This is a genomic window from Vibrio sp. Vf1514 (assembly GCF_052076135.1).
Classification (GTDB): domain Bacteria; phylum Pseudomonadota; class Gammaproteobacteria; order Enterobacterales; family Vibrionaceae; genus Vibrio; species Vibrio furnissii.
Window position 1 is genome coordinate 765,684 of the sequence record NZ_CP197267.1, and the last position, 21,929, is coordinate 787,612.

The 21,929-nt window shown below is 51.9% G+C and carries 20 protein-coding genes; 9 read left to right on the forward strand and 11 right to left on the reverse strand.

Going from position 1 to position 21,929, the window contains the following annotated elements:
- Positions 1–26 precede the first annotated feature (26 nt).
- From dxs to xseB, 3 genes are read right to left on the reverse strand one after another with little or no spacing between them, the layout of a single operon-like run.
- Positions 27–1,892, reverse strand: coding sequence for a 1-deoxy-D-xylulose-5-phosphate synthase (dxs, locus tag ACS18Q_RS03610; RefSeq protein WP_004723992.1), 1,866 nt, complete (start codon positions 1,890–1,892; stop codon positions 27–29).
- Between the two features lie 20 nt (positions 1,893–1,912).
- Complete coding sequence (ispA, locus tag ACS18Q_RS03615; protein ID WP_004723990.1) at positions 1,913–2,797, reverse strand: (2E,6E)-farnesyl diphosphate synthase; 885 nt, start codon at positions 2,795–2,797, stop codon at positions 1,913–1,915.
- A 21-nt stretch (positions 2,798–2,818) separates the two neighbouring features.
- Entirely contained in the window at positions 2,819–3,061 is a 243-nt protein-coding gene (gene xseB, locus ACS18Q_RS03620) for an exodeoxyribonuclease VII small subunit (RefSeq protein WP_004723988.1), read from the reverse strand.
- Positions 3,062–3,534: 473 nt separating this feature from the next.
- Between xseB and pomA the strand changes: the two genes are divergently transcribed.
- From pomA to rlmM, 7 genes are all read left to right on the forward strand, one after another.
- Positions 3,535–4,299 (forward strand): flagellar motor protein PomA, encoded by a 765-nt coding sequence (gene pomA, locus ACS18Q_RS03625; RefSeq protein ID WP_004723987.1) that lies wholly within the window; start codon positions 3,535–3,537, stop codon positions 4,297–4,299.
- 12 nt (positions 4,300–4,311) lie between these two features.
- Positions 4,312–5,274, forward strand: coding sequence for a flagellar motor protein MotB (locus ACS18Q_RS03630; protein WP_242536224.1), 963 nt, complete (start codon positions 4,312–4,314; stop codon positions 5,272–5,274).
- A 162-nt stretch (positions 5,275–5,436) separates the two neighbouring features.
- On the forward strand, positions 5,437–6,885 hold the full coding sequence (gene thiI / locus ACS18Q_RS03635; RefSeq protein ID WP_004723983.1) for a tRNA uracil 4-sulfurtransferase ThiI: 1,449 nt from the start codon (positions 5,437–5,439) through the stop codon (positions 6,883–6,885).
- Between the two features lie 454 nt (positions 6,886–7,339).
- Positions 7,340–8,272, forward strand: coding sequence for a transcriptional regulator GcvA (locus ACS18Q_RS03640; RefSeq protein WP_004723982.1), 933 nt, complete (start codon positions 7,340–7,342; stop codon positions 8,270–8,272).
- A complete protein-coding gene (locus tag ACS18Q_RS03645) occupies positions 8,241–8,876 on the forward strand; it encodes an alpha/beta fold hydrolase (protein ID WP_441257389.1) in 636 nt (211 codons plus the stop codon). Before ACS18Q_RS03640 ends, ACS18Q_RS03645 begins: the two co-directional genes overlap by 32 nt.
- Positions 8,866–9,264, forward strand: a complete 399-nt coding sequence (locus ACS18Q_RS03650) for a DUF423 domain-containing protein (protein ID WP_441257390.1) — start codon at positions 8,866–8,868, stop codon at positions 9,262–9,264. The genes ACS18Q_RS03645 and ACS18Q_RS03650 overlap by 11 nt, the downstream gene beginning before the upstream one ends.
- Positions 9,261–10,352: a 23S rRNA (cytidine(2498)-2'-O)-methyltransferase RlmM gene (gene rlmM / locus ACS18Q_RS03655; RefSeq protein ID WP_441257391.1), complete on the forward strand. Its 1,092-nt coding sequence runs from the start codon at positions 9,261–9,263 to the stop codon at positions 10,350–10,352. The genes ACS18Q_RS03650 and rlmM overlap by 4 nt, the downstream gene beginning before the upstream one ends.
- 65 nt (positions 10,353–10,417) lie before the next feature.
- On the opposite strand, the gene xni is transcribed toward rlmM, so the two are convergent.
- The 5 genes from xni to queF form a co-directional block, all read right to left on the reverse strand.
- Positions 10,418–11,194: a flap endonuclease Xni gene (gene xni, locus ACS18Q_RS03660; RefSeq protein ID WP_004723972.1), complete on the reverse strand. Its 777-nt coding sequence runs from the start codon at positions 11,192–11,194 to the stop codon at positions 10,418–10,420.
- Between the two features lie 68 nt (positions 11,195–11,262).
- A complete protein-coding gene (ppnN, locus tag ACS18Q_RS03665; protein ID WP_004723970.1) occupies positions 11,263–12,621 on the reverse strand; it encodes a nucleotide 5'-monophosphate nucleosidase PpnN in 1,359 nt (452 codons plus the stop codon).
- Positions 12,622–12,992: 371 nt separating this feature from the next.
- Entirely contained in the window at positions 12,993–14,558 is a 1,566-nt protein-coding gene (locus ACS18Q_RS03670; protein ID WP_041942605.1) for a GGDEF domain-containing protein, read from the reverse strand.
- 108 nt (positions 14,559–14,666) lie between these two features.
- Positions 14,667–16,937 carry a tetratricopeptide repeat protein gene (locus ACS18Q_RS03675; RefSeq protein ID WP_441257392.1) on the reverse strand — a complete coding sequence of 757 codons (2,271 nt, stop codon included), beginning with the start codon at positions 16,935–16,937 and terminating at the stop codon, positions 14,667–14,669.
- A 17-nt stretch (positions 16,938–16,954) separates the two neighbouring features.
- Complete coding sequence (gene queF / locus ACS18Q_RS03680) at positions 16,955–17,800, reverse strand: NADPH-dependent 7-cyano-7-deazaguanine reductase QueF (protein ID WP_004723965.1); 846 nt, start codon at positions 17,798–17,800, stop codon at positions 16,955–16,957.
- A gap of 97 nt (positions 17,801–17,897) precedes the next feature.
- Here queF and syd point away from each other — a divergent pair, with 97 nt between their 5' ends.
- Positions 17,898–18,443, forward strand: a complete 546-nt coding sequence (gene syd, locus ACS18Q_RS03685) for a SecY-interacting protein (RefSeq protein WP_441257393.1) — start codon at positions 17,898–17,900, stop codon at positions 18,441–18,443.
- Between the two features lie 3 nt (positions 18,444–18,446).
- Positions 18,447–19,223 (forward strand): Zn-ribbon-containing protein, encoded by a 777-nt coding sequence (locus ACS18Q_RS03690; RefSeq protein ID WP_154180854.1) that lies wholly within the window; start codon positions 18,447–18,449, stop codon positions 19,221–19,223.
- Positions 19,224–19,321: 98 nt separating this feature from the next.
- Here the strand turns inward: ACS18Q_RS03690 and ACS18Q_RS03695 are convergent, their stop codons facing one another.
- The 3 genes from ACS18Q_RS03695 to metN all read right to left on the reverse strand — a co-directional run bounded on the left by ACS18Q_RS03695 (position 19,322) and on the right by metN (position 21,898).
- On the reverse strand, positions 19,322–20,131 hold the full coding sequence (locus ACS18Q_RS03695) for a MetQ/NlpA family lipoprotein (RefSeq protein ID WP_004723959.1): 810 nt from the start codon (positions 20,129–20,131) through the stop codon (positions 19,322–19,324).
- A gap of 65 nt (positions 20,132–20,196) precedes the next feature.
- Entirely contained in the window at positions 20,197–20,874 is a 678-nt protein-coding gene (locus tag ACS18Q_RS03700) for a methionine ABC transporter permease (protein WP_441257394.1), read from the reverse strand.
- Positions 20,864–21,898: a methionine ABC transporter ATP-binding protein MetN gene (gene metN, locus ACS18Q_RS03705; protein WP_004723956.1), complete on the reverse strand. Its 1,035-nt coding sequence runs from the start codon at positions 21,896–21,898 to the stop codon at positions 20,864–20,866. Before metN ends, ACS18Q_RS03700 begins: the two co-directional genes overlap by 11 nt.
- Between the last annotated feature and the right edge of the window lie 31 nt (positions 21,899–21,929).

Here is a 21,929-nt window from a genome sequence, read left to right on the forward strand (position 1 = left end):
AAGGCTTTTTTCATGCAGTCCGCATTTTATTTTGCGAGGTAATCGCGCACCGCGCGTTCAATGCCTTCGGCATCTAAGCCCAGTTCGTGATGCATCTCGTCTTGAGTGCCTTGCGGAACAAATTGATCCGGCAACCCTAAGTTGAGCACAGGCTTGATGAGCTTGTTTTTCATCATCCACTCCACCACGCCAGCACCGGCGCCGCCCGCAACCACGTTCTCTTCCAGCGTGACCAGCACATCGTGCGTGTTGGCCAGTTCGGTGATGAGGGCTTCATCCAGCGGTTTCACAAAACGCATGTCCGCCACGGTAGCATCGAGCGCTTCGGCGGCTTGCAGCGCGTGGGGCAGCAGGGTGCCAAAGCTCAGAATCGCCACTTTTTCACCTTGGCGCATGAGGCGACCTTTGCCCAGCTCAAGCGCGGTGAATGTCTCTTCCAGCGCGACGCCCATGCCATTGCCACGAGGGTAACGCACGGCGCTTGGGCCTTGATGCTGGTGGCCGGTGTAGAGCATTTGACGACACTCATTTTCATCGGCAGGCGCCATGATCACCATATTCGGAATGCAGCGCATAAAGCTCAGATCAAAGGCACCTTGGTGCGTTTGACCATCGGCTCCCACTAGGCCCGCGCGGTCAATGGCAAACATCACCGGCAGGTTCATGATCGCCACATCGTGGATCAGTTGATCATAACCACGTTGTAGGAAGGTGGAGTAAATCGCCACAATGGGGTGATGGCCAGCAATCGCCATGCCAGTCGCTAAGGTCACCGCATGTTGCTCAGCAATCGCCACATCAAAGTATTGCGATGGATACTCTTTTGAGAACCGCACCATGCCCGAGCCTTCGCGCATGGCAGGCGTGATCGCCATCAACTTGGGATCTTGCGCGGCCATGTCGCACAAAAAGTCACCGAAAATTTTCGAAAAAGTCGGTTTAGTACTGGTGCTTTTTGGCAGGCAGTCGTGGCTTGGGTCGAATTTTGGCACGCCATGGTAACCAATCGGATCTTTTTCCGCAGGCTCATACCCTTTGCCTTTTTTGGTCATCACGTGCAGGAACTGCGGGCCTTTCAGCTCACGCATGTTTTTCAGCGTCTTGGTCAGTTCCAGAACGTCATGGCCATCCACTGGGCCAATGTAGTTAAAGCCCAGCTCTTCAAACAGAGTGCCCGGAGCCACCATGCCTTTGAGGTGTTCTTCGGTGCGGCGAACCAACTCTTTGATGGGTGGAACGCCGGAGAGCACTTTCTTGCCGCCTTCGCGAATCGAGGTGTAGAGATTACCCGACAACAATTGCGCCAAATGGTTGTTCAGTGCGCCGACGTTTTCTGAAATCGACATTTCGTTGTCGTTCAGAATCACCAGCATGTCAGGGTGGACATCACCGGCGTGGTTCATGGCTTCAAACGCCATGCCGGCGGTAATCGCGCCATCGCCAATCACGCTCACCACTTTACGGTTTTCACCCTCTTGGCCTGCGCAAATCGCCATGCCCAGTGCCGCGCTGATCGACGTGGAGGAGTGGCCGACCGATAAAGTGTCGTATTCACTCTCTTCACGCCAAGGGAACGGGTGCAGGCCGCCTTTCTGACGAATGGTTGGCATCTGTTCGCGACGCCCCGTCAGAATTTTGTGCGGATAAGCCTGATGGCCGACATCCCAGATCAGTTGATCGAACGGGGTGTTATAGACGTAATGCAACGCAACGGTCAGTTCAACGGTGCCAAGACCAGAAGCCAAGTGGCCGCTGGATTGACTGACTGAGTTGAGCAAATAGGTTCTCAGTTCATCACAAAGCGTCGGCAGCACTTCTTTTGGCATGCTGCGTAATTCATCCGGCGAATTTGCCAGAGCCAGTGTCGGATATTTTGAAATATCAAGAGTCATAGTTATGCGCGCTTATAGTGTTAGTTTTTGCGCTCGATGACGTATCGGGCGAACTCTTCGAGATGCTCAGTGTTGTAAGGAATCGCTTGCAGTGCCTGAAGCGCTTCTTCATACAGCAGTTGAGCTTTATTCATCGCACCTTCTAGGCCCAGGAGCGCTGGGTAGGTGCTTTTATTGAGTTGTTGATCAGAACCTTGCGGTTTGCCCAACGTTTCGGTGTCACTGATGATATCGAGAATGTCATCTTGAACTTGGAAAGCCAGCCCAACCGCGTCAGCGTATCGGTCGAGATGTGGCAGCACATCCAACCCTTTGTGACCGGCAGCCATCGCACCCATTCGAATGGCGCAGCGCATCAGTGCGCCGGTTTTGTTGCGATGAATGTTTTCCAGCTCGTCGAGAGCCACCAAGCGGTTCTCCGCCGCTAAATCTAAAGCCTGACCCAAACACATGCCTTGCGCGCCTGACGCTTCTGCCAGTGCTTGAATCATCTTCACGCGGTTCATCTCACCCGCGTCAGACAACGTGCCTTCGGCGAGAATCGTGAATGCCAGCGTTTGCAGGGCATCGCCGGTTAAAATCGCGGTCGCTTCATCAAACTTGATGTGACAGGTGGGTTTGCCACGGCGCAGCTCATCGTCATCCATGGCCGGCAGATCGTCGTGAATAAGCGAATAGGCGTGAATGCATTCAATGGCCGAAGCCGGGGTATCAAGGTCGCTGGGTTCACAACCGAGCATTTGCCCGGTGATGTACACCAGATACGGGCGAGCGCGTTTGCCACCCAGGAGCAAGCCATACCGCATGGCTTCAATCAGAGGCAGATTCTGGTTGGGCAGACGATTTAACCACAGGTCAAGCTGCTCATTGTTTCGGTGTTGAAAAGAGGATAGAGCCTCAATCATAGGGCACTCTTTAGTCATCATTTATTCAGGCAGATCGGTAAATTCGCTCAGCGGCGCATCGTCGCTGTTGCTTAGCAAAATGCTAACACGTTGTTCCGCTTCATCGAGCTTAGTTTGTCCAGAGCGAGCAAGGGCAATGCCGCGCTCAAATTTTTTGAGGGCGTCATCCAGTGCCAAATCACCATTTTCCAGTTGATCAACCAGTTCATCTAACTCTTGAATGGTTGCTTCGAAGGACATGTTTTCAGGTTTCTTACTCGCCATAATCATTTTGCCTTGGGAAAGATGCACGAAAGTTACCTTAGGGCGTAGTGATGGTCAAATTTAACCAAGCAATTTTGTCAGAAATACGGCGCTTTTTACTGGATACGGATAACGAAACGTAAAAATGGCACCGGAGTCTGAAACTTGACTTGGATTTCTGTGCTGCCCGCAGGTGCATCTTAACAGGATTTGAGTATACACTGGGAAAAGCATATCACTGCCTGACAAGGCATGCAGACGTTTCAAGCGCATTTTTGCGCACCGGATCGGGTCAAGCCGTGGGGGATGGCCGCTTGCGGCTGGCGCGCGCTTTCGGGCAGACGTCGCCGCGGGCTGAGCAATCATCGGCTCATCACCGTTTGGCTCGGGCAGGGTGATGTGTCATCCGGATTGAGAAAAAAGTTAAAGAATTTATTCTCTTGCCGATAACGAGAGTAATCTCTAATCGCGAATGAACAGCAGAGGAGCGCTTCGTGGATTTAGCAACGCTAATAGGTCTGATTGGTGGCTTAGCATTTGTCGTGATGGCGATGGTCTTGGGCGGCAGCATTATGATGTTCGTCGACGTCACCTCTATTTTGATCGTAGTGGGTGGTTCACTGTTCGTTGTCCTGATGAAATTCACCATGGGACAGTTCTTCGGCGCCGCTAAAATTGCGGGGAAAGCGTTCATGTTCAAAGCCGATGAGCCGGAAGATTTGATCGCGAAAATCGTGGAAATGGCGGATGCAGCGCGTAAAGGTGGTTTCCTCGCCCTTGAAGAGATGGAGATCTCCAACTCCTTCATGCAAAAAGGCATCGATTTGCTGGTGGATGGTCACGACGCCGATGTGGTACGTGCAACACTACAAAAAGATATTTCCCTGACCGATGAACGTCATGAAGCCGGGACGGGCGTCTTTCGTGCGTTTGGTGACGTGGCTCCCGCGATGGGGATGATCGGGACACTGGTTGGTCTGGTGGCGATGCTGTCGAACATGGACGATCCAAAAGCGATCGGTCCGGCGATGGCGGTGGCGTTGTTGACGACCTTGTACGGTGCGGTGCTTTCCAACATGGTGTTTTTCCCGATTGCCGACAAGCTGTCGCTGCGCCGTGAACAAGAAACATTGAACCGTCGCCTGATCATGGACGGCGTCTTGGCCATTCAAGATGGTCAGAACCCACGTGTCATTGATAGTTACCTGAAAAACTACCTCAATGAAGGTAAACGTGTGCTTGATGTCGACAACGAATAAGCGGAGTGAGTGATGGAAGAGCAAAAGTGCAAATGTCCGCCACCTGGGCTTCCCGCCTGGTTAGGGACTTTTGCTGACCTGATGTCGCTCCTGATGTGCTTCTTCGTCCTGCTGCTGTCGTTTTCGGAAATGGACGTTCTGAAGTTCAAGCAGATCGCCGGGTCGATGAAATTTGCATTCGGGGTACAAAACCGCCTTGAGGTCAAAGACATTCCCAAAGGCACCAGCATCATTGCGCAAGAATTTCGTCCCGGTCGCCCTGAGCCGACCCCGATTGACGTCATCATGCAGCAAACCATGGACATCACTCAGCAAACGCTGGAATTTCATGAAGGCGATGCCGATCGCGCCGGGGGCACGCAGCGTGATGCGGGCCAGTTGACGGGCGGTCAATCGCCAGAAACCGCGACGCAAGATAACCAAAATACCGAAACGGAAATGCAACAGCAGCAGGCCCAATCTCAATCGATGTCGGAAGAGATGGAAACTGTGCTGGAAAGCATCAAGAAAGCGCTACAACGAGAAATTGAGCAAGGGGCGATTGAAGTTGAAAACCTCGGCCAGCAAATCGTCATTCGCATTCGTGAGAAGGGCGCTTTCCCTGAAGGCTCGGCGTTCTTGCAACCGAAATTCCGCCCATTGGTGCGCCAGATTGCTGATTTAGTGAAAGATGTGCCGGGGATCGTGCGCGTCTCGGGTCACACCGATAACCAACGTCTGGATTCTGAACTGTATCGTTCAAACTGGGATTTATCGGCGCAGCGGGCGGTGTCCGTGGCGCAAGAGATGGAAAAAGTGAAAGGCTTCAATCACCAACGCCTGCAAGTGCGTGGCATGGCCGATACCGATCCGCTCGGGCCGAACGATACCGAAGCGCAACGCTCGCGCAACCGCCGTGTTGAAATCAGCATTATGCAGGGCGAACCGCTGTACAGCGATGAAGTGCCGTCCGCGCAGCCTGCGAACGTCCAATAACGCGCCGTCGAAGTGACTCCCAAGGCAAGCCAACCGGCTTGCCTTTTTCATAAGCTTTTCTCTGTGGCGAGAGATCGTGTATAATCCCGCCCCCTTAGCGGTGCTGAGCGCCACACAGTCGTGCCTGCCAGTGAATGTTCTAATTAAATTGCGAATAACCTTATGAAATTTATAGTTAAGCCCCATCCAGAAATTTTCATTAAAAGTGAATCGGTGCGTAAGCGCTTCACTAAAATTCTTGAAAGCAACATTCGCAATATCATCAAAAGTCGCACGACAGGCGTCGCGGTGTTCAACCGTCGCGATCACATTGAAGTGTCGGCCAACAGCCGCGACTTCTTTGCCGAAACGCTTGAGATTCTGACCACCACACCGGGCATTCAACAAGTGCTGGAAGTGAAGCAGTCTGAATTTAAAGATCTGCATGATATTTACGAACAGGTGCTGCTGCAAAGCCGTCATCTGATCGAAGACAAAACCTTCGTTGTGCGCGCAAAACGTCGCGGTAAACACGAATTTACCTCGATTGAATTGGAACGTTATGTGGGTGGCGGCCTCAACCAAGCGGTTGCCAGCGCAAAAGTGCGCCTGAAAAACCCAGACGTGACCATTAACGTCGAAGTGAACGATGGCTTGCTGAACCAAGTGATCGCGCGCCACAAAGGCTTAGGCGGCTTCCCATTGGGAACGCAAGAAGATGTGTTGAGCCTGATTTCCGGTGGTTTCGATTCGGGCGTGTCCAGCTACCTGCACATCAAACGGGGTTCAAAGGTGCATTACTGCTTCTTTAACCTCGGCGGTCCGGCACACGAAATCGGCGTTAAACAGGTCGCTTACTACTTGTGGCACAAATACGGTTCTTCGGCCAAAGTGCGCTTTATCTCAGTTGATTTCGCTCCTGTGGTGGCAGAAATCCTTGAGAAAGTTGACGACGGCCAAATGGGCGTGATCCTCAAGCGCATGTTTATGCGTGCTGCGGGTCAGGTTGCGGAGAAATTTGGCATTCAAGCTTTGGTGACGGGCGAAGCGCTCGGCCAGGTGTCTAGCCAAACGCTGACCAACCTGCGTCATATCGACAACGTGACGGATACGCTGATCTTGCGTCCACTGATCAACTGGGACAAAGATGACATCATCAACGTCGCTCGTGAAATCGGTACGGAAGATTTTGCCAAGACCATGCCGGAATACTGCGGCGTGATCTCAAAGAGTCCAACCGTAAAAGCGGTCAAAGGCAAACTGGAAGCAGAAGAAGCCAAGTTCGACTTCTCGATTCTGGATCAAGTGGTGTACGACGCGCGTCAGATGGACATTCGTGATATCGAAAAAGAATCACAGCAACAAGCACCAGAAGTGGAACTGGTGACCGCGGTGCAAGACCAAGCGGTGGTGCTGGATATTCGTAGCCCGGATGAAGAAGATGAAAAGCCGCTGGTGATTGACGGCGTGGAAGTGAAACACGTGCCGTTCTACAAACTGGCGACTCAGTTTGGCGATCTGGATCAGTCAAAGACCTACTTGTTGTACTGCGAACGCGGTGTGATGAGCCGACTACAAGCGCTGTATCTGAAAGAGCAGGGCTTCGATAACATTAAAGTGTATCGCCCATAATTGAGCGCGCACTGAATGAAGAAACGCAAATCGCTGGTCGGTTTGCGTTTTTTTTTGCCTCGGCGCAGCATTAGATTTATTTACCTTTTGTTACACACTTGCGGCGCGTGTTCGAGAATGCGAGCAAGGTCACAATGCGCAATCGCAGGCATAAAAAAACACCGCCCTTGGGCGGTGCTAAAAATTTGACAGACAGGTCAAAAAATAAATACAGGAAGTATATGTTTTGCGGCAGGGGATAACTGCACAAAACAGGATGGTAGAAAAACTACCTCACTCGAAAATCGAGTTTGCAAACACAACATCGCAATAACTAAGCCCATTGATTCTCAATGAGAATCAAGCCGTTCAGGCCCGCATTGCGGGGTGAAATATAGATTTTCTCTGGCTGGTTAGCAACGGACAATTTATAATGTTTCAGATTAAAAAAACTAATCTGTTATAGAGTGTGCTCATGTCCAGAAGATTGCCACCCTTAAACTCGCTGAAAGTCTTTGAAGCCGCGGCTCGCCACCTGAGTTTTACTCGGGCGGCAGAAGAGCTGTTCGTGACTCAGGCTGCGGTGAGTCACCAAATTAAAGCGTTGGAAGAGTTTCTCGGGTTGAAACTATTTCGTCGTCGAAACCGTTCGCTGCTGCTCACTGAAGAGGGGCAAAGCTACTTCCTCGACATCAAAGACATCTTTGGTTCGTTGGCGGAAGCGACCGACAAGTTATTGGAACGCAGCGAGAAAGGTGCGTTAACCATCAGTTTGCCACCCAGCTTTGCGATTCAATGGTTGGTGCCGCGCTTGGCGGACTTTAACCAGCAAGAGCCAGATATCGATGTGCGCATCAAAGCGGTTGATATGGAAGAAGGCTCGCTGACGGATGATGTCGATGTCGCCATTTACTACGGCCGAGGCAATTGGCCGGGGCTGCGCGCCGACAAGTTGTATCAAGAGTTTTTGATCCCGCTCTGTTCGCCGTCGTTGCTGCTGGGCAGTAAACCGCTGGCGACGCTGAGTGACTTGTCGTATCACACGTTGCTGCACGACACCTCGCGCAAAGACTGGAAACAGTTCGCCAAAGAAAATGGCTTAGAGAGTGTCAATGTGAATCACGGGCCGATCTTCAGTCACTCGACCATGGTGTTGCAAGCTGCCGCGCATGGTCAAGGCGTCGCGCTGGGCAATAACGTGTTGGCACAACCCGAGCTTGATGCGGGGCGTTTGGTCGCGCCGTTCGATGAAGTGCTGATGACTAAAAATGCGTTCTACGTGGTGTGCCACGAGAAACAGGCGGACATGGGACGGATTGCAACGTTTCGTGATTGGATGCTGAAAAAAGCTCGCCGCGAACAGGAGGATATACTGGATGACAACAGTCTCAACCCCCGTGCGCATTGATGGCGGCTCGCAGCCGCTGACGTTTATTTTTGCCCATGGTGCCGGAGCTGATATGGACCACGAGTTTATGGCGGCGGTCGCCAAGGGCGTGGCTGAGCGCGGCATTCGTGTGGTGCGATTTAACTTTCCGTACATGGTCAAGCGTGCCGAAGATGGCAAGCGCCGTCCGCCGGATCGCGCGCCGAAACTGCTGGAAGCGTTTGAAGCGGTGATTGCCGAACACGTAACGGGGCCGGTGGTCATTGGGGGCAAATCGATGGGCGGGCGAATGGCGTCGCTGCTGAGTGCGCACCCGCAAGTGGCGGGTATTGCGTGTTTGGGCTTTCCCTTTCACCCGCCCGGCAAGCCGGAAAAATTCAAAGGGGATCACTTGGCAGACATCGACACGCCCACGCTGATCCTGCAAGGCGAACGTGACACGTTTGGTACGCAGTTGGAGTGTGCCACATTCTCATTCAGCCCAAGCGTTTCGCTTGCATTTTTGCCAGATGGCGATCACAGCTTCAAACCGCGCAAATCGTCAGGGCATGCCGAAACACAAAACATCGCCTTGGCGGTGGAACAATTGAGTCAGTTTATTCTCGAGGTGTACGATGCAAAGTAAGTTATTACTTACCTTAGGCGGCCTGTTTTCCGGGGTTGCCGTGGCGCTCGGCGCGTTTGCGGCGCACGGTTTAAAAGCCACGTTGAGTCCCTATTTGCTGGGTGTCTTTCAAACGGGTGTGCAGTATCAATTCATTCATGCGGCAGCGCTGATTGCCTGTGGCATTTTATTGCAGCTGTCGGGGACAGAAAAAGCGCGAAACTATTTTAGCCGCGCGGCGATTTGCTTTATCATCGGCATCTTTTGTTTTAGCGGCAGCCTGTACGCCTTAGCACTGACGGGTGTGAAATGGTTTGGTCCCATCACGCCGATGGGCGGTCTGCTGTTTATGATCGGCTGGGGATTATTTACCTTCGCGGCCATGAATATTAAAGAGGTCAAGCAGTGAAACAAGTCATGCTCTATTGCCGCGCAGGCTTTGAAAAAGAGTGCGCCGGTGAGATTCAGGACAAAGCCACGCAACTGGAAGTGTATGGTTTCCCGCGGATGCAGAAGAACAGCGGCTATGTACTGTTTGAATGCTATCAGGAAGGCGATGCGCAAAAGCTGATCAAAGAGCTGGATTTTCAGGCCTTGATTTTTGCCCGCCAGATGTTTGCGGTGGCGGCAGAGTTCACTGAACTGCCAAAAGATGACCGTATTTCGCCGATTTTGGCGCAGTTGTCTGAATACGAAGATTTTCCGCGCTGCGGCGATCTGCGCGTGGAAACGCCGGATACTAACGAAGCGAAAGAGCTGCTCAAGTTCTGCCGTAAATTCACCGTGCCATTGCGTCAAGCGCTGCGTGGCAAAGGGGTGTTGTTTGCGAAAGAGCATCCGAAAAAACCTGTGCTGCACGTGTGCTTTGTCGCGCCGGGCCACTGTTTTGCCGGTTACTCACTGAGTTCCAATAACTCGCAGTTCTTTATGGGCATTCCACGCCTGAAGTTTCCTACCGATGCGCCAAGCCGTTCAACCCTCAAACTGGAAGAAGCGTTCCACGTGTTTATTCCGCGCGAGGAGTGGGACACGCGTTTGGCGTCTGGCATGTGGGCGGTCGATCTGGGTGCTTGTCCGGGCGGTTGGACGTATCAGTTGGTGAAACGCTCGATGTTCGTGCACGCGATTGATAACGGCATGATGGCAGACAGCCTGATGGAAACCGGTCAGGTGAAACACCACATGGTCGACGGGTTTAAGTTTGAACCGCCGCGTAAGAACGTGACCTGGCTGGTGTGTGACATGATTGAAAAGCCATCACGCGTGGCACAACTGATGGGCGAATGGATCATCAGTGGCTGGGCGAAAGAGGCGATTTTCAACCTGAAACTGCCGATGAAAGGCCGCTACGATGAAGTGTTGGAAGATATCGAAAACCTGAAGGTTTTCCTCAAAGAGAATCACGTCAAGTTCCGTCTGCAAGCAAAACATTTGTACCACGATCGCGAAGAGATCACGGTGCACGTTCAATCACTGAGTAACATCTCGCCGCACTAAATGTGCCACGCGATGAACCGTGACCGATGTGATGTCGAAAAAAACGCTCCTTAAGGAGCGTTTTTTTATGCCGGCGATCCGCTGAAACGAATGTCCTGCAGATTAAAACCGAGTTCGATGTCGGTTTTCAGTCCGGCTACCTGCTTACACACCCGCGCCAGTTCAATGTGTTCATCGAGCTTTTTGCGATATTTCGCTGGCAGGTCGTCACTGGCGTATGCGCTGTCGATGTCCGGATATTGCGTCAGTATCTCTTTGGCCGCTTTGGGGCCAATCCCCGGGACACCCGGCACTTGGCTGGAGCTGATCCCCGTTAATCCCCAGTAATCGGCCAGCTGTGTCGGTTTGACGCCAAACTCATTTTCGATAAATGGTGCATCCAACCAACGCTGTTGGAAGTAATCGCGAATTTGTAGCGTGGGCGAGAGCAGTTGGCAGTAGCCTTTGTCGGTGGAAATGATGGTGACCTTTTCCTGATGCGCGGCCACTTTGGTGGCCAGTGTCGCGACCAAGTCATCGGCTTCATCGCCCTCGGAGAGCAGGGAATCGATGCCCAATTCCCACCATGCTTGCTGAATCTGGTCGAGCCCTTGTTGTAGCGGCTGCGGCATGGGTTTACGTCCGGCTTTGTAGCCAGGCAGCACCTCGGCGCGCCAGCCTCGATCTTGCAGGTGGTGATCAAACACCGCGATGATGTGGGTGGGGTCGGCTTCACCAATGATACGTTGCAGCGTACGGCTGGTGGTGTCTATGGTTCGGGCAATATCGGTTTCATCCGGCTGAGCGGAATGCACGCGGCGAATGAGGTTCAGAGCATCGATAATGACGAGATGGATAGACATAGCAATTCAAAAAATAAGGGCTGTTAGGCCCTTATTGTAATGAAATTCAATGGGATTGCTACCAAGCGTCAGGTGACGATGCGATAACACGGCACATAAGCCGAGCCGCCCGGTAGTTTCATGCGATGCTGTTCAACGAAATCTTTCAGCAGGCGGTCCATTTTCTTCATCAAGATCGGGTCGCCATGAATCTCAAACGGGCCATTGCGTTCAATCTCATGAATGCCTTCGGCTTTCACGTTCCCGGCCACAATGCCTGAGAAGGCGCGGCGCAGGTTCGCGGCCAGCACTTCCGGACGCTGATTGAGATGCAAGTCCAAATTGGCCATGCTTTCGTGGTTCGGCTCAAACGGCAGTTGGAATTCCGGCTCGATTTTGAGTGACCAGTTGAAGCTGTAGGCGTCATCGTTGTCTTTGCGATGCTGACGAACCGCTGGCATGGCATTTTTCATGATGCGCGCTGCTTCAGCGGGGTTGTCGATTACGATGGTGTAATGCTGACGCGCTTCGTCACCGAGTGTGTCGGCAATGAATTGATCGATGGAGCGGAAGTACGCTTCGCTCTCTTTCGGCCCGGTCAGGACGATTGGCATCGGTTGGTTGGCATTTTCTGGGTGCATCTTAATGCCCAGAATGTACAGCAACTCTTCTGCAGTCCCCGGACCGCCCGGGAAAATGATGATGCCGTGCGCCAAGCGGACAAACGCTTCCAGACGTTTTTCGATGTCGGGCATGATCACCAATTCGTTCACGATTGGGTTTGGCGGCTCAGCGGCAATGATCGACGGTTCGGTCAGGCCAAGGTAGCGCTGCTCGTGGTAGCGCTGTTTCGCGTGACCAATCGCTGCCCCTTTCATTGGGCCTTCCATCGCGCCCGGGCCACAGCCGGTACAGATATTGAGTTCACGCAGGCCCAGTTCGTGGCCCACTTCGCGGGTGTATTGGTACTCGATTTCATTGATCGAGTGACCTCCCCAGCACACCACCAAATTCGGAATGATGCCCGGGATCAGTGTGCCTGCGTTACGCAAAATGCCAAACACCAAGTTGGTAATGTGTGTGGCGTTGGTCAGATTCAGGCGTTGGCTGTCTGCCAAGTGCATATTGACGTAGACGATGTCACGCAATACCGAAAACAGGTGTTCCTGAATCCCTTTGATGATGTGTCCATCGACAAATGCATGCTCGGGTGGGTTGGTCAGTTCCAGCTTAATGCCGCGTTCACGGCGCAGCACGGTGACGTCAAAATTCTTATATAAATCGAGCAACTCTTTGGAGTTGTCGGTATGGCTGCCTGAGTTCAGCACCGCGAGGGTGCAGTTGCGGTACAGCTGATATAGATCACTGGACGCGGTTTTTTTCAATCGTTCGACTTCGAGCTGCGACAACAGATCCATACTGCCGGCAGGGCTGACTTGAGTGATCATGCTGACCTCCTTGCTTGAGAGGTTAATGATAGTCCACCTGCGCGGTTGGTTGATGAATGGTTGGCGTTATTGGTCGCTCGCGTCGCAGAGGTGGGGCAATCGTCCGGCGTGAACACAGATTCTGATGGGATGAACCTGAGGCAAAACCGGATGCATCAGGCTCGTGCGTTGCGGGCATGTTTGGCGCAACGTTCACGAGTCTGAACGTTTAACTAATTGATATTCCAGTTTCAATCTTGTTCGGTTCTGCTGAAATGGGAAATGTTGTGCGACATCAGATGTGAGATGAGTCACTAAAAACAGGTGTGTCAGATTAAAAAATAACCGAATGAGGCATGGGAAACGGACCGCGGGGCCGCGATCCGGCGGGGTTACTTCCAAGCGATTTGGTTTGGCCCGTATTTTTTCACTTCGACCAAGGCGCGGTGAACGCGCTCCAGCACCGTTTCTGGCGTGTCTGATTCTTTGAAACAGGTACTGGCTGCCGTCATGGTGATGGTGATGCTTTTATCGCGGAACTTGAACGGCAGTTTGGAGATATTCCGTTGGATTTGTTGAATGATTTGATAACACGCGTTGTCGGCGTGTTCTGGCAGCAGCAGAATGAACTCTTCACCGGAAAAACGCGCCACAGTGTCGGTGTCTTCAATCTCTTTACTGATGGTGCGCGCGATGATTTTCAGCGCTTTATCACCGGCCATGTAGCCGAAGCTGTCGTTGATGGTTTTGAACTTATCGATATCCAGCATCACCACACGCAGCGTGTGCTGAGTACGGATCCAACGGCGGTATTCGAGTTCCAACCGATCATTAAACGCGGTGCGGTTGTACACTTTGGTCAGTGGATCTTGCAGCATGCGCTGCGCCTGATCTTCCAAACGACGGCGGTAATCTTGGGTGAGTTCAAACAGGGCTTCCATTTGAGTGCGCGTGTATTGCATGCGTTCAATCAGCGCCTGTTCACGCTGCTCAGCGTGCGTGAGTCGCTCCGACAGCGAGGCCAGATCCGCCAACATCGGTTCAAGCTTGGCTTTGGTGCTGCTGAGCTCTTCACCATCTTTCAGGGCGGTTTGGCTACGACCCACCAGGGTGTTTAGCTCTTGATGCATCTCTTGACGATGCGTTTGATAATTGAGGCTTTGGTCGACGTTTTGATTGACGCTTTTGATGTTGTTCGCCAAGGAGCTGTTGACTTGCTCCAGGAATTTTTCTGAACTTTTGCGCTCGAAGTGAGTGCCGGCAATCACCAGCTTTAACACGTCCAGCGTCAGTTCCAATAAGGTCTGAGTCGTCACGCCGTTTAACAGCTTGGTGCGAATATCGGTCAGCAGATCGCCCGATTCCCCATCGAAATCCAGTTCGCAAATCAAGTTTTGCAGATCGTCACTCAGGCGTGCCAACAATTCGTTGTCGGCGCTTTGGCTGAGTTCGTCGGTCACCGACTGCGGATTGGCGGTGATGATTTTTACCGAGCGTTCGTAAATGCCCAGTAAGCGCATGGCTTGGTCCGCTTTGGGTAGTTGTTGGGCCGCAGAAAAACTGAGTAAATCACGCAGATCGCGTTTTAATTTTGAAGGCAGGCCGGGAACACGCAGCAATATTTCGCCACTGTGTTTGATTTGTGAGTCCAAATGGGAACTCTGCTTTTCCTTAATCAACGTGTGTTGCTTCAACATGCGCTCCAGTACGGCCAGACGAGGTATGAGCGAGCTTACATCTTTTTGTTGCTCGATGGCTTGACGCAGTTCAGCTAAATACCCATTCAATCGATGGTTCTCGCCTTGGCAAGCAAGACTTAAAGATGCGACGATACGTTTCAGGACTTTCTGTTCTCGATTAAATTTGAACGAAGTATCCCGTTGTGTCAAACGTGTCTGTTCCAACTGACTACGCAGCTGGTTTAACTGATTTTGGATATCTTGCTCGAGAACGCCCATCGACAACAAACTACAGCTTCGGATCAACCCTGATCCTATTTAGTGATTTATCGATAATAACAAAAAAAAATTATTCGTCACGATTTCAGTGCGTTAACCGTATAGCTTTTACCCATCTTTTAAAAGTTTTTTGATGTTCTCCTCATTCTTGTATGAGGAATGCACCTTGATCAATCCCTGATTGATGGCATGTTTGCACGATTTGCGAATGTTGTTGGACGCAAAACTGGCCGCTGGCGCATTGTCGATCGCGCGCAGGTAAACCCAGTGGCTGCTGTTCTCTTTGATGCTCAGATCGCGCGCCACACTGGCGGCCATGAGCAGAATGTCCAGTAACTCTTTGTCGTTGATTGCCGTGTATGCGCGAGGCAGGAACGGATAATCAGCGATGCCCATGCGAATGATGCGGTTGAGGCGACGTTCGGGCTGAAACTCTTCAATCCATGACTGTACTTTATTGAACAGATCTTCTGGCGGACGTTCGCGATCCGGACACGGTTCAATGTAGAGCAGGTTGGCATCGGAGAAATGGTACAGACGCGCTTTGTCGTCATCGATTTTCGATTTGAGGAAGGCGCCAAAGTCGTGTTCCAGTTCCAGACCAGCGCTGTAGCCGTGTTGCAAGTACATGTTGCGCAGGAACGGAATGTCGATCATCGCAAAGCGCAATCGATCGTTGAGTGGTTCATGGATCAATTCCCCCACGTGCCACTGTTCGTAGTTTTGACTGCTGCGTTCTAGTGAAGAGAGCAGCTTGGAGTTGAGCATACGCAGGTTGTGTAGGCGCGAGCGCGAGTGAGTGTAAAGGTTACTGCTGAGTTCATCGATTTCATCGCGCTGGCGCTGAATCACGTAACCGCGACGCAGTAGCAGTAAGAAGAAGATCGAACTGGCCACGAACAGCGCAAACGCGATTTTTTGGAACTTGCTGTATTCACGCTGAGTCTCTTGCAGCTCTTTTTCCTGACCGACCAAATGCAGTGTCTGCTCTACGAACTCTTTTTGCTGGCGGAATGCATCTTCACTGATCTGATTGAGTTTTTCTTGGCGGATCTGCGCAATGGCATTGCTCTGTTTGACGTTTTCCAGCGCATTGGCATAACGGCCTGTCTGTTCATAGCCGAGCGACAGCAGCCGGTAGGCGTTCTCTTCAATTGCTAAATCGCCCGTTGCTTGGCCGATGCTGAGGGCTTGTTGCGCTTGGGAAATCACTTGCTGGCCCTGATTCTGATGGTAAGCCAATCCAGCGTTCAACAAGCTAGCTCGCCCTTTGAGACGCGGAATGTCGGTGTAGCTGAGCAGCTCTTCTGCGCGCGCCAAATACTGCTCGGTCAGTGGGTAGTTGAACAGTTGCAAATAGGTCGCGGCAAGGCTGAGGCGCACTTCGATCACGCTTTCAATGTCGTTGCTGCTGCTCTCGTGGTCAATCACGTTGAAGTAGTGTACCAGCGCCAAATTGTACTTGCCTTGCTGGTAATAGACATCGCCCATGCGTTTTAACACCGCTGCCAGTGCCGGTGACTTGTCGTAGTTATCGTAAAAATCGGCGGCCTGCGAGAGATGAACCAGCGCTTTGTCCAGCACGCGGCGTTCAAAGAACAGTTGGGCCAGCAGGGTATTGGTTTTGGCCAGCAGGGCGCTGGCGTTACTTTCCACCGCGCCCCAGTAAGACATCAAAAGTTCGGACAAGGCAAGGTTGTAGAGTTCGTGATTGAGGTAATGTTTGCCGACCACCAAGTGGTATTCAATTTGCGGCTTTTTCGATTGCAAGGCATCGATGTAGGGTTTGACTTGCGCAAATAGGCGATTGGCCAATTCGAGGTCATTGGCTTGGGAGGCAATCTCGGCGCGCAGCATCGTCATTTTGTAATCGATGCCTTTGGCGAGGTGGTCGGAATTTTTGATCGCTTCGTATTCTTTGGCAATGTTGCGTAGCGCTTCGCGTGCTTCGCTGGTGTTGCCGTTGTAGCGCCATTGCAAGCGCACATCAAGGATCTCGACTTCCAGTTCCAAATACGGCAACTGGTATTTCTCCGCCAATTCCTGCGCTTCATCCAGCAACTTGAACGCTGTTTGTTGATACCCGAGGTTAAACTCGGCTTTGGCAAGAATCTTCAACGCATCAATCGTACTGCCGGGCGTGCGCACCCGGCTGTCGGTTTCATCGCGTGAAATGGTGGTTGGACTGGTCTCGGCTTTATCGGCCAACTTGCGTTGGGAGAGATATTCCGTGGCCAGCGCTTTGGCTTGCGCTGGAGAAATCTCAATCAAACCATCGGCTTCGTTCAGGGTAGGTGACGAATAGATGGTGGCGTAGGTCCAGGTTGAAAATGAGAGCAGAGCCAAACCAAGCCAGTGCTTCCAGCGAAGAAATGTCATCCTGTCGAGCATCCTTGTTATTGACGAGCCATACGTTGATTGTGGCTCGGAGCCGCCTGCTCAGTTGAGCGATACGGGTTGATATCCAGACCGCCGCGACGGGTGTAGCGAGCCAGCACCGTTAAGTGCTCTGGGTGGCAGTAGCGGGTGATGTCGGTAAAGATACGCTCAACGCACTGCTCATGGAACTCGTTGTGCTCACGGAATGACACAATGTAGCGCAGCAGCGCTTCGCGATTAATTTTCGGCCCACGGTAAGTGATTTCTACGCTGCCCCAGTCGGGCTGATTGGTTATCAGGCAGTTGGACTTCAGCAGGTGGCTGTGCAGCGTCTCTTCAACAACGTCATCGCTGGTGGCATCGGCAAGTAAGGTGTCGTCAAATGCGTAGCTGGTGATGGTGATGTCCTGATCGTCGATGCAGTCTCCTTGCATGGTCACAATCGGCTGCGCGGTATAGGCCGCTAGCGGCTTGACCTCGACATGCACGGTTTCACCGGCGCACGCGGACAAATCGTGTTGCAGGCGAGCCTGAACGTCTGCCCAGGTTGAGAAGCGCGTCTGGTTAAAACTATTGAGGTAAAGTTTGAACGATTTCGACTCGATCAGGTTGGCGCTGGTGGCTGGAATCGCGACTTCGCCGATCGCCACTTGTGGCAGGCCATTGTCGTTGAGCCACGACAGCTCATACAGCGTCCAGAGGTCACAGCCCAAAAACGGCAATGTGTCTCCCAAGTGCAGATCGTTGCGGTTTAGGCTACGTGGAACCGGCTGCAAAAGGGAAGGATCGTACTGGTTTGCGTACTCGGTTTTTTTCCCCAGGGTTAAACCCGCCAGCTCTTTTGCGTCAGAATATTTGCTCATACTTTACAGTGAATTCGATTAGAATAACCGGAATTCTACGCAATACCGTCGCGTGTGTCATCTGGCAGGCGCGACTAACCTAACTATGGAGAACGTCATGGCTCACTCAGTGGTTGAAGCCTTATTCTCATTCAGCCAGCGCTACTTAGATGCGGTTCAGCATGCCCATCAACAATTGCCGTATAACGATGAGTTGATCGACTGGCCATCACCATGTGTGGTCGAGGCGCTGGAGGACCGCGTGTTTTGGCAATCTGTGCCGCGTACCCCTGCTGCTGATTTGGCCAATGTGGAACAAGGGATTGAGCTGACGTTGCAGCAAGACATTGCCCCGTTTTATGGCGCACAATTTTCGGCAGACATGCCCGCGCGTTGGCGCGGCCGTGAGTTGACCTTGTTACAAGTGTGGAGTGATGCGGATTTTCAACGCCTGCAAGAGAACATTCTTGGCCATTTGGTGATGCAGCGCCGCCTCAAACACAAACCCACCGTGTTTATTGCGACAACGGCCGATGAGATGACGGTGATCTCGATCTGCAACCTGACGGGCAACGTGATTCTGGAAAAATTAGGCACCACGCAACGTGAAGTGCTGACCGCCGATGTGGTCGAGTTTTTGAATCAATTGGAACCGGTGGTGTAATCGATGTACGTGGTTGAACTTCAATTTGAGTGTTTTGACAACACCACCATCAGTGCCGTCGACAAAGCCATCAATGGGTTGATGGACGCGCTGCGTTACAACGGTCAAGTACTGGGACGCGAGTTTCCGATCATTTTGGGGGAGGGCGAGTTTTATGTGCGCGCTGTGTGCCCGGAAAAAGAGAGCTTGCACCCAAGCCATCACTCCGATTTTGTTCAGGTGTGCATCAATCGTTTAGCCGATGCGAGTCTGCTGGCGCCGAAAGTGCGTTTGCTGGGGCGTGATATTAACTCTGAAGAAGCGGCTGAAGTGGAAACACCAAGCTGGCAAGTGCTGTACACCACTTACGTGCACACCTGTTCGCCGCTGCGCAGTGGTGAGACGCTGCTGCCTATTCCGCTCTATCGCAATGAACCGACGCTCAACGGCGACCATAAATCCGTTATTAAATGGCAAACCGAGTGGCAAGCCTGTGACGAAATTCAGATGGCGGGCGGCTGCAAGGCCGAGTTCGCGGCGCTGCATGAAATTTGCGATGTCGATAGCGACTTGTTTCGTCGTGGCTGGGACTTGCGTGGTCGGGTGGAATATTTGACCAAGATTCCGACCTACTACTATCAATACCGCGTCGGCGGTACCAGCTTGGCGGATGAGCAAGCGCGCAAATGCCCGAAATGCGGTGGTGAATGGTTACTAGATGAGCCGCTGCATGACATCTTCCATTTCAAATGCGATACGTGCCGAATTGTCTCAAACATCTCTTGGGATCATTTGAAATAGCCGCGGTATTCGGCAGGGCATACGCCTAAAATGACCGCAACAAAAAAGGTTGGCCTAAGCCAACCTTTTTTATGGGTTTCACCGTGTCAAGGATGGGATTACCAACCTTTAACTGCGCCACCTTGGAAGATGTCTGCCGCGGCATTTGCCACTTCATCCGTTTGGTACGCTTTCAGGAAGTTTTGTACGTTTTCGGCGTTCACGTTGTCTTGACGCGCAACCAGCAGGTTCACGTATGGTGACTCTTTGTCTTCAACGAAGATGCCGTCTTTTTCTGGCGTCAGGTTGAGTGAGCTGGCGTACGTGGTGTTGATGATTGATAGAGCAACGTCATCCAGAGAACGTGGCAGTTGCGCTGCATCCAGTTCAACAATTTGGATTTTCTTTGGGTTTTCGACGATGTCACGAACGGTAGCCAGCAGGCCAGCATCAGCACGCAGTTTGATCAGGCCTTGTTTTTCCAGCAGGATCAGAGAACGACCAAGGTTGGTTGGATCGTTTGGTACTGCGATGCGCGCGCCATCTTGCAGCTCATCAACTGATTTGATCTGTTTGGAGTAACCTGCGATTGGGTACACGAAGGTGTTGCCCACGATCGCCAGTTTGTAGCCACGGTCAACGATTTGCTGATCGAGGTAAGGTTTGTGTTGGAATGCGTTAGCATCAATTGAACCATCATCCAGCGCGGCGTTCGGTGTAACGTAATCCGTGAACGTCACCAGTTCCACATTCAGGTTGTATTTCTCTTTCGCAACTTTCGCTGCGACTTCAGCAACCTGCGCTTCAGCACCGGCGATCACACCAATTTTTACTTTGCTGTTGTCAACGGCTTTGTCACCACAGCCAGCCAGCACAAGTGCAGAGGCAGCAGCGGCAATGGTTAGTAAACCTTTCAGGCTCAATTTCATGATATTCTCCTTGTTATCAAACTTCTAACGTATCTGTGTTGTATTTTTTAAAGATAATGAACGGGTTATTTGTGATCGACGCGACGAACAAACGCATCGCCGATCGATTGAATAATTTGTACCAGTACAATCAGCATCACCACGGTCACAGCCATGATGGTGACATCATAACGGTGGAAACCGTAACGAATTGCCACATCCCCTAGGCCGCCGCCACCAACGGTTCCCGCCATGGCTGAGTAACTCACGAGGGTCACCAAGGTGATGGTTACGGAGTTCAAAATGGTTGGCATTGCTTCTGGGAGCAGCACTTTGGTGATGATTTGCATTGGGGTTGCGCCCATCGATTGCGCCGCTTCAATCAAGCCGGTTGGGACTTCCAACAACGCCCCTTCAATGAGACGCGCCACAAATGGGATGGCGCCAATAGTCAGCGGTACGATCGCGGCGGTTGTCCCGATAAAGGTGCCCACCAACATTTTGGTGACAGGAATAATGGCCACCATCAAAACCAGGAACGGCACGGAGCGACCAATGTTCACAATCGCGCCCAATACGTTATTCAGTTGAGTGTTCTCCAACAAGCCACCTTTTTTGGTGGTGTGTAGAATCACGCCCAACGGAATGCCTAACGCAAAGCCGACAATACCAGCGACGGCAACCATGTAAACGGTTTGCCATGTGGCCATCAAAAGTAGGTCGCTGTTGAGTGATAACCAGCTGCTGATCGTATTAAAGGACATAACCAAGCACCTCGACTTTTACATTGTGGTCACGGAGATATTGCATTGCTGCGACGTCATCATTTTGATTGCCGTAGATTTCGGCCACCATCATCCCGAATTTCACGCCGCCGGCGTAATCGAGATCAGAACTCAGAATGCTGACATCAATATTGAATTTACGCGCGATTTGCGACATGAGCGGCGCATCAACGGTGGCGCCAGTAAACTCAAGGCGCACCAGCGGGTAGCTGCCTTCGACACGTTCTGCATTCAGGCGCGCTTGGTAATCATCGGGAATCGACAGATCCAAGGTTGAACGAATGAATTGATGCGCCAGTTGTGTTTTCGGGTGCGCAAAAATGTCGCCTACGCTGCCTTTTTCCACCAACTCACCGTCACCGATGATCGCCACTTCGTGACAGATGCTCTTCACCACGTCCATTTCGTGCGTGATCAACAGCATGGTGATGTTCAGCTTGCGGTTGATCTCTTTGAGCAGTTCCAAAATCGATTGTGTGGTTGCAGGATCCAGCGCACTGGTGGCTTCATCACACAGCAACACTTTGGGGTCAGACGCCAAGGCGCGCGCAATCGCCACGCGTTGTTTCTGGCCGCCACTCAAATTGGCCGGGTAGGTGTCGCGTTTGTCGGTCAGGCCTACCAGCGTTAGCAGCTCAGAGACTTTACGTTCAATGTGTTGATCATCTTTGCCTGCCAATTCCAATGGCAGCGCAATATTGCCAAATACGGTGCGAGACGAGAGCAAGTTAAAGTGTTGGAAAATCATGCCAATATTACGGCGAGTTTCCGACAATTGTTTGGACGTCAGTTGCGTCAGGTCAACCCCATCAACAATCACGCTACCGCTGGTTGGCGTTTCCAACATGTTGACACAACGAATGAGCGTACTTTTCCCTGCACCAGAAGAACCGATAACACCGAAAATCGTACCTTGTGGAATATGAAGATTGATGTCTTTCAGGGCATGAATTTCTTTGTGGCCTTGCAAGAACACCTTATTGACGTGACTAATTTCAATCATGTAATAACCTGTGCAGGGATAGCAGTATAAA

Coding starts and splice junctions, on each gene's coding strand:
- dxs (WP_004723992.1), bottom strand. CDS start 1,892: ATGACTCTTGATATTTCAAAATATCCGACACTGGCTCTGGCAAATTCG.
- ispA (WP_004723990.1), bottom strand. CDS start 2,797: ATGATTGAGGCTCTATCCTCTTTTCAACACCGAAACAATGAGCAGCTT.
- xseB (WP_004723988.1), bottom strand. CDS start 3,061: ATGGCGAGTAAGAAACCTGAAAACATGTCCTTCGAAGCAACCATTCAA.
- ACS18Q_RS03630 (WP_242536224.1), top strand. CDS start 4,312: ATGGAAGAGCAAAAGTGCAAATGTCCGCCACCTGGGCTTCCCGCCTGG.
- thiI (WP_004723983.1), top strand. CDS start 5,437: ATGAAATTTATAGTTAAGCCCCATCCAGAAATTTTCATTAAAAGTGAA.
- ACS18Q_RS03640 (WP_004723982.1), top strand. CDS start 7,340: ATGTCCAGAAGATTGCCACCCTTAAACTCGCTGAAAGTCTTTGAAGCC.
- ACS18Q_RS03645 (WP_441257389.1), top strand. CDS start 8,241: ATGACAACAGTCTCAACCCCCGTGCGCATTGATGGCGGCTCGCAGCCG.
- ACS18Q_RS03650 (WP_441257390.1), top strand. CDS start 8,866: ATGCAAAGTAAGTTATTACTTACCTTAGGCGGCCTGTTTTCCGGGGTT.
- xni (WP_004723972.1), bottom strand. CDS start 11,194: ATGTCTATCCATCTCGTCATTATCGATGCTCTGAACCTCATTCGCCGC.
- ppnN (WP_004723970.1), bottom strand. CDS start 12,621: ATGATCACTCAAGTCAGCCCTGCCGGCAGTATGGATCTGTTGTCGCAG.
- ACS18Q_RS03670 (WP_041942605.1), bottom strand. CDS start 14,558: ATGGGCGTTCTCGAGCAAGATATCCAAAATCAGTTAAACCAGCTGCGT.
- ACS18Q_RS03675 (WP_441257392.1), bottom strand. CDS start 16,937: ATGACATTTCTTCGCTGGAAGCACTGGCTTGGTTTGGCTCTGCTCTCA.
- queF (WP_004723965.1), bottom strand. CDS start 17,800: ATGAGCAAATATTCTGACGCAAAAGAGCTGGCGGGTTTAACCCTGGGG.
- syd (WP_441257393.1), top strand. CDS start 17,898: ATGGCTCACTCAGTGGTTGAAGCCTTATTCTCATTCAGCCAGCGCTAC.
- ACS18Q_RS03690 (WP_154180854.1), top strand. CDS start 18,447: ATGTACGTGGTTGAACTTCAATTTGAGTGTTTTGACAACACCACCATC.
- ACS18Q_RS03695 (WP_004723959.1), bottom strand. CDS start 20,131: ATGAAATTGAGCCTGAAAGGTTTACTAACCATTGCCGCTGCTGCCTCT.
- ACS18Q_RS03700 (WP_441257394.1), bottom strand. CDS start 20,874: ATGTCCTTTAATACGATCAGCAGCTGGTTATCACTCAACAGCGACCTA.
- metN (WP_004723956.1), bottom strand. CDS start 21,898: ATGATTGAAATTAGTCACGTCAATAAGGTGTTCTTGCAAGGCCACAAA.